Genomic DNA, 6206 nt, shown 5'->3' on the forward strand with positions numbered 1-6206 from the left:
ACTCATCTTTGCACTCACTACTTTTATCGTAAGCGATTATCCGGACATGATATCATATACATTCTCAGGTATTCATTTTGATCCAGAACCTTGGACGCCTACGTTGCTACAAGTAAAAGAGAAAGTTGACGAAATTGCAAAAGTTAAGTTTAACAGCGTTTTGCTCAACCTTTACCGAGATGGAAATGATGGAATTTCTTGGCACACTGATGCTGAACCCGAATTAGGTAACAATCCTGTAATTGGTTCTGTTAGTTTTGGTGGAGCAAGAAGGTTTATGTTTAGGCATAAGCACGATAAGAATTTGAAAGCAGAAATTGAGTTAATACATGGCAGCCTTCTTGTTATGGCAGGAGCAACGCAGCATTTTTGGCAGCATCAAATCCCAAAAACATCGAAGAAAGTTCAACCAAGAATTAATCTAACTTTCAGGGTAATTGATCGTTGCCGTTGATGATATTTGGAAACAATCATTTGCAATATACACCCTCCCTTACCCAGTAGGGAGGTTTTTCTATTATTCAATAAGTTATTGAACAATTAACTACACACCCTCATCTAGTGCCTTCTGAATAGCTTGACGGCAAAATTCAGGCGGGTCATCCTTAGCTTTAACCGCATCCTTCATTTCCTTAGTGACACGGAAACTAAGCTGCTCATTTAGTTCTTTGCTTTGTGGATTACCAAAATTTTCAGGTTTACCCTTGCGGTCAGACATTGTTTAGAGATGTAAAAATAGCTTTAAACCGACGAAACCATCGGTATATAGTTTTAAATCGGTGAGCGTACTGTCTGGAAAACTTGTAACTCACCGATACCACTTTTGAGAAATGGTAATTCTATGTTTACACGTTCGGAACTCGAAATCAAAACCATCAAAGAACTGCGTGACCTATGCTTACGCTACGGCATCAAACCAACTGGGAATAAAGGGTACAAGACCTCATGGATTACATCCTTGATGGTATTCCCTCAAATGGCGTTATCCCAGTTTGAGGCAGGTAAAGGATTAAAACCTCCTACTTTTGCTTTCATGCAAGCACTGAGTAACGCTATAGATGAGATGAATGCTCCTACAGATGAGCAAGCTGCACTGATCAAAATCACAATGGAAGGAAAAATCATGAATTACCCAGATAGGTACACCCAAGAGAAATTGCTCGCTTTGCATAAAGCAAAAATGTATCTTGAAATGGCTATCGGGTTACTGAGTCAGTAATCATCCATTAATCTCTCTTAGTTAACTCCCTTCATCTTAGAGGGGAGTTTTTTTGTGAGTGCTTTGGGATGTAAGGTTAGGCTATGTGACTTTTTTGATGTTTTTAAAGAAAAAATCGATGTGGACTTTTAAATAGAGGTTATATGTCTGAAGTTATTGGAGTAATACTAGAGAATTCTGAGGATATAGGATAAAGATATGCTTTTATTCCTCTTTCCCCAATAACAGGGTTAAGAGAGTGAGCATTTCTCGCTAATTTAATAGTATGATTTTATACTTATATTTTATATTTAAATCTAAAATTATAATATTTGAGTATTAAATGAGTATTTAAGAAAGAAAAAAGTAAAAGTATTGCTATTGTGTTATCTCAAGGTTTTTTCAACTTAAACAAACCATTTGACTGGACTTCCCACGACTGCGTAGCGCGGGTGCGGAAATTGTTGCGCCTCAAACGTGTAGGACACGCAGGAACCTTAGATCCAGCAGCAACAGGAGTTTTACCGATCGCACTTGGTAAAGCCACAAGATTATTGCAATATCTGCCAGAAAACAAAGCTTACAAGGCTACGATTCGTCTGGGTGTGCGGACTACAACCGATGATTTACAAGGTGAAATCATCGCTTCTCAAGCTTGTGCTGGGTTGAGTTTGGCAGAGGTAAAAACTGCACTGGCACAATTTGAAGGCAAGATTGAGCAAATACCACCGAATTACAGTGCAATTCAAGTGGATGGCAAACGTCTCTACGACTTAGCACGCCAAGGGAAAATGGTGGAAGTTCCAGTGCGGACAGTGGAAATTTTTCAGATAGATATTTTGGACTGGAGAGAAGGAGATTTCCCCGAATTGGATGTGGCGATCGCCTGTGGATCTGGTACATATATTAGAGCGATCGCTCGTGACTTAGGTGCAATCTTAGAAACTGGTGGCACTCTTGCGGCTTTGATCCGCACCCAAAGCAGTGGTTTCGATTTAACAGATAGTCTCACTTTCACCGACTTAGAAACTAAACTGCAAGGCGGGACGTTTCAACCTCTCGCCCCTGATGCAGCCTTACAACATTTGTTGTATGTGACTTTACCAGCAATATCTGCTCAAAAATGGCGTCAAGGTCAGCGAGTTTCTCTAAATTCTGATATTACTGGGATAGTGCGAGTTTATCAAGAAGAGACTCGCTTTTTAGGTGTTGGACAATTACAAGATGAAGTGTTAATTCCGCAAATGGTTTTTGAACCGATTTCTTGAAGAAGAATTCAGGAGTCAGAATTCAGAATTCAGAATTTAGGAGTGGAGCCGGAGACGCTGCGCCTCCGGTAATGTTCAAGTATTCTTCAAACAATTCAAAAAATTTCTGTAGTGCCTCATCCTCGTCTACAGAATAGAAAAGAATTGTTTTAGACCATGACTGATCTGAGTTAATGCCATATTTTTCTTGAACCCATGATTGAAAACCTTCAAATTGCCTTTCTGGCTCTGTTGGAGGTACGCCAACTTATTTTCGAGCCAGACTATATCCTCGTAAAAGCATATCTAGTCTAGTAATTGAACTACCTCCTAAGAACATTCCTGGTCTTTTCTTTATGCCCTTTAGAATCTCGTTGTAAATATCAAACTGACGAAGCGGTAAAACGTCTTCACTTTCTTGAGTTATTGAATTATTTTTCTGCTTTAAGAACTGATCAAACTCTTCAAAAAACCTATAAAAAGCAATCCTTTCACTTCCCGAACCAAAGAGAATTATCCCAGCCCAAGATTTAGTTGCATTAGTTTTTGCTCTTGTTTGTATCCATTCTTGAAATCCTTGCATTCCAGAACCTTCTCGAGCCAATCCTAGATCCACTCGACCATCTAGATACCCATTTAAGAATGAATGAAGACAAATAATTGATGGCTCGTCTAGATACATGACTGGGTTATCTTTAACCTTTTGGAGAAGTCTAGAGAAATTATTCATATTGATTACCTACAAAAGAGAAAATAAGAGTAGTGGCGTGGCACAGCTAAAATAGTGCATTAGGTGTAGGTTGGGTTGAAAAACTCGAACCCAACATTGATTGGAGTGCTGGGTTTTGTTCCTCAACCCAACCTTGTATCTTAATACTTTCTGCTTAACCACTATTTTCATCTACATCTGAATTCTTGTTCCTGTTCAAGTATTCTTCAAACAATTCAAAAAATTTCTGTAGCGCCTCATGATCGTCTACAGAATAGAAAAGAATTATCTTAGACCATGACTGACCTGACTTAATCCCATATTTTTCTTGAACCCATGATTGAAAACCTTCAAATTCTCTTTCCTGCTCAGTTAGGGGTACGCCAACTTCTCTTTGAGCCAGACTATATCCCCGCAAAAGCATATCAAGCTTAGTAATTGAGCTAGTACCTAAGTACATTCCAGGTCTTTTCTTGATACTATCCAGAAGCTCATAGAGAGCGCGTACCGAAAACCTCAAATCATTCCCAGAAGAGTTAAGGCTTTTTCCATTTTCCTTATTTGGTGAACTCTCATTTCGTTTCAAAAATATTTCAAACAGTTCAAAAAAATTAGAAAAAGCACTTCTTTCACTACCACCAAAAAATAGAAGTATACCAGCCCATGATTGTGAAATATTAGTTTTTTCTCTTTCTTGTATCCAATCTTGAAACCCCTCAATTCCAGACCCTTCTCTATCTAATCCCATCTCACTTCGAGTGCTTAAATACCCAACTAAAAATGAATAAAGACAAGTAATTGATGGCTTATCTAAATACATGACTGGGTTATCTTTAATATCTTGGAGAAGCCTAGTGAGATTATTCATATTTATTACGTACACCAGAATTTTAGAATAAGTATCCTGATCTTTTAAAACTTGCTCCAAAATGAATTTTACTATCAAATACTAGATTATTTATCCACTGCTCCTCTGTGACTGCTTCTGGGTGGTGGTTATCAAAAACTCTCTTTTCTCCATTAATTCTAATCGCAATTCCTTCATGATGACCGTTAGTTGCAATAGCATCTGACCCTGCTGGCAGACTATCATCGTAAATAAAGTCATCATACCTTGTTTGTCTTGGTGTATCAAGTATAATCCGCTCTCCATGAATACCTTTCTCTTTTAAGTAAACTTCAATTTTAGCAGCGCATGGAACACATTGAAGATTTTCATTCGGTTTGAAACTGTCTACAATGTCGCGGATGTCTTGAAGAACTTCAGGAGTAACTTTTGCTGACTCATCAGGTAAACTACTTGCGAATGGAACATTAGGATTGCGCGGTGCTGGATCATTCGTATTTACTATTCCGTCATTATCATTGTCTAGATCAGTTGCATCTGGAATACCATCTTTATCAAAATCAGGAATTCCAGGGAAAGTAAAAAATCCAGATTGCTTTTTCAACAACCGCTCATCTGCTGGCGTATTAGGGTCATCTGTTTCTTGCCCTGGAATTATAATAACTGTTTTAGTTTTAAGTTTATCCCCAGGATTTAATATGCCTCCTGCTGGCATTGAAGTAATTAAACCTTGCCAGTCAGATTTATTTAGTAATTGAACAGCCGCATTGCGCTTTTCTTGAGGCCAATCTTTCCAATCACGAGGGGGTGAATTATCTGGCAGCCCATCAGCACGAACCAGATCGCTAATCCATCCTTTTTCAGCATTATTGTTATAATAATCTGCATAATCATACCCTCCCATAGGGTCGCCAGTTGAGGACTCATAAACGACTCCACGGGTTTGATTATTACCATCTCCATCATTTAAACTAATCCAATTTATATAATCAGCACTAGGAGGATAACCACCACCAAAATGACCACCAGGATATTGATTAGCTAAACTTCTAATTGCCCCTGGTACAGGTCGCCAACTTCGATAATGATGAGTTACAACTTTGTCGGGATAATGAGACCTCCTGTAACGTACTATTTGGTGAAATTTGTAATTATAAAGAACTGAAGATTGACCTTGTAGGCCACAAACCATATCAAGTGCATTAAAAAAACAATATCTCTCCTTAGCTTTATTTTGAGCCTGCTGATTTTGAGCTTTATTCCAAATAAAATAAGCCGCAACGCCAGTTAGGCGCATATCTCCAACAACTGTAGTCCCAGAAACAACTTGCACAGAAGAAGAAGTGGCTCCAGCAGCTGTAGTAGTGCTAATAGTTGTAACGCCAGAACCAGCAGCAGTGGGAGCAGCAATAGTAGAAGATAATTCTAAGCCTATAGCCTCAGCACATTCAGGTTTAACAGCACAAGCGTCTAGAGAAGACAACGCATAGGCAGGTTCAGGAAAAACTCCTTTAAGGATAAAAAGTAAAAGAAAAGTCCAAATTCCAACTGATTTAGAAACAGATTTATTTATCGTTAATCGCATTAGTCTTAACTCCTCACATTTCAAGATAAATAGGTGCAGTTTACATCTAGGTTGGTAATAAATGCCTTAATCTACCTAGAGGTAGAATAAGACTGTTTTAACCCTGGCTGCGTCAATACATGACGCTGACTCATTATGGTTATTCAATACTGGCTTCCAATTATTTCTGTTGCTAGGTAATGTACATTTGGTGGTTATTGTTAGCTCCCATCAGGCAATTACAGTAATATTTGTACTAGTAAGCAGTGCCTGATTCGATAACTGGGCTATTTGAACTTGTGCTGTACCACCCAATCCATCTTTATCAAAGAATAGGTTCCCCGTAGTTTGATTGTAGATAAAGCGATCGCCTGCTGTTGTCGCATTGCTACCAAGTCGGAATAAGTTGGAATCAAGTGTAGTATTCGCAGATTGGCTGAGTTCAAATTCTGCCTTAGAAATGAAGATAGTATCATCTCCAACAGTAAAATCAGCGATGCTATCATAGCCTCCAGTGCGGGTATCAGCGAGGTTGAAGTGTAAGGATTCAGGTGGCAGAGTATTGACAAGGGGGACACTTGAGGGAGAGTATCATAAATATGAGCCAAAACCTGCCTCAAGATATAGACCGAGAAAGCTTG

Annotated in this window: 8 protein-coding genes; 3 read left to right on the forward strand and 5 right to left on the reverse strand. The window is 38.8% G+C overall.

The window, feature by feature from the left end; all coding sequences use genetic code 11:
• The coding region (locus HWQ58_RS18430; protein ID WP_292865546.1) for an alpha-ketoglutarate-dependent dioxygenase AlkB at nt 1–454 on the forward strand (454 nt) is incomplete at its 5' end.
• Between the two features lie 90 nt (nt 455–544).
• On the opposite strand, the gene HWQ58_RS18435 is transcribed toward HWQ58_RS18430, so the two are convergent.
• Nucleotides 545–718, reverse strand: a complete 174-nt coding sequence (locus HWQ58_RS18435) for a hypothetical protein (RefSeq protein WP_229463161.1) — start codon at nt 716–718, stop codon at nt 545–547.
• 123 nt (nt 719–841) lie between these two features.
• Between HWQ58_RS18435 and HWQ58_RS18440 the strand changes: the two genes are divergently transcribed.
• Nucleotides 842–1219, forward strand: coding sequence for a hypothetical protein (locus HWQ58_RS18440; RefSeq protein ID WP_292865550.1), 378 nt, complete (start codon nt 842–844; stop codon nt 1217–1219).
• 362 nt (nt 1220–1581) lie between these two features.
• Nucleotides 1582–2466 (forward strand): tRNA pseudouridine(55) synthase TruB, encoded by an 885-nt coding sequence (gene truB, locus HWQ58_RS18445; RefSeq protein ID WP_292865553.1) that lies wholly within the window; start codon nt 1582–1584, stop codon nt 2464–2466.
• Nucleotides 2467–2713: 247 nt separating this feature from the next.
• On the opposite strand, the gene HWQ58_RS18450 is transcribed toward truB, so the two are convergent.
• The 4 genes from HWQ58_RS18450 to HWQ58_RS18465 form a co-directional block, all read right to left on the reverse strand.
• Nucleotides 2714–3175, reverse strand: coding sequence for a hypothetical protein (locus HWQ58_RS18450; RefSeq protein WP_292865556.1), 462 nt, complete (start codon nt 3173–3175; stop codon nt 2714–2716).
• Nucleotides 3176–3329: 154 nt separating this feature from the next.
• Nucleotides 3330–4082 (reverse strand): hypothetical protein, encoded by a 753-nt coding sequence (locus tag HWQ58_RS18455; protein WP_366838199.1) that lies wholly within the window; start codon nt 4080–4082, stop codon nt 3330–3332.
• Complete coding sequence (locus tag HWQ58_RS18460) at nt 4045–5586, reverse strand: papain fold toxin domain-containing protein (protein ID WP_292865562.1); 1542 nt, start codon at nt 5584–5586, stop codon at nt 4045–4047. Before HWQ58_RS18460 ends, HWQ58_RS18455 begins: the two co-directional genes overlap by 38 nt.
• A gap of 266 nt (nt 5587–5852) precedes the next feature.
• The coding region (locus HWQ58_RS18465) for a hypothetical protein (RefSeq protein WP_292865565.1) at nt 5853–6206 on the reverse strand (354 nt) is incomplete at its 5' end.

This window comes from Nostoc sp. LPT (assembly GCF_017115165.1).
GTDB lineage: Bacteria > Cyanobacteriota > Cyanobacteriia > Cyanobacteriales > Nostocaceae > Nostoc.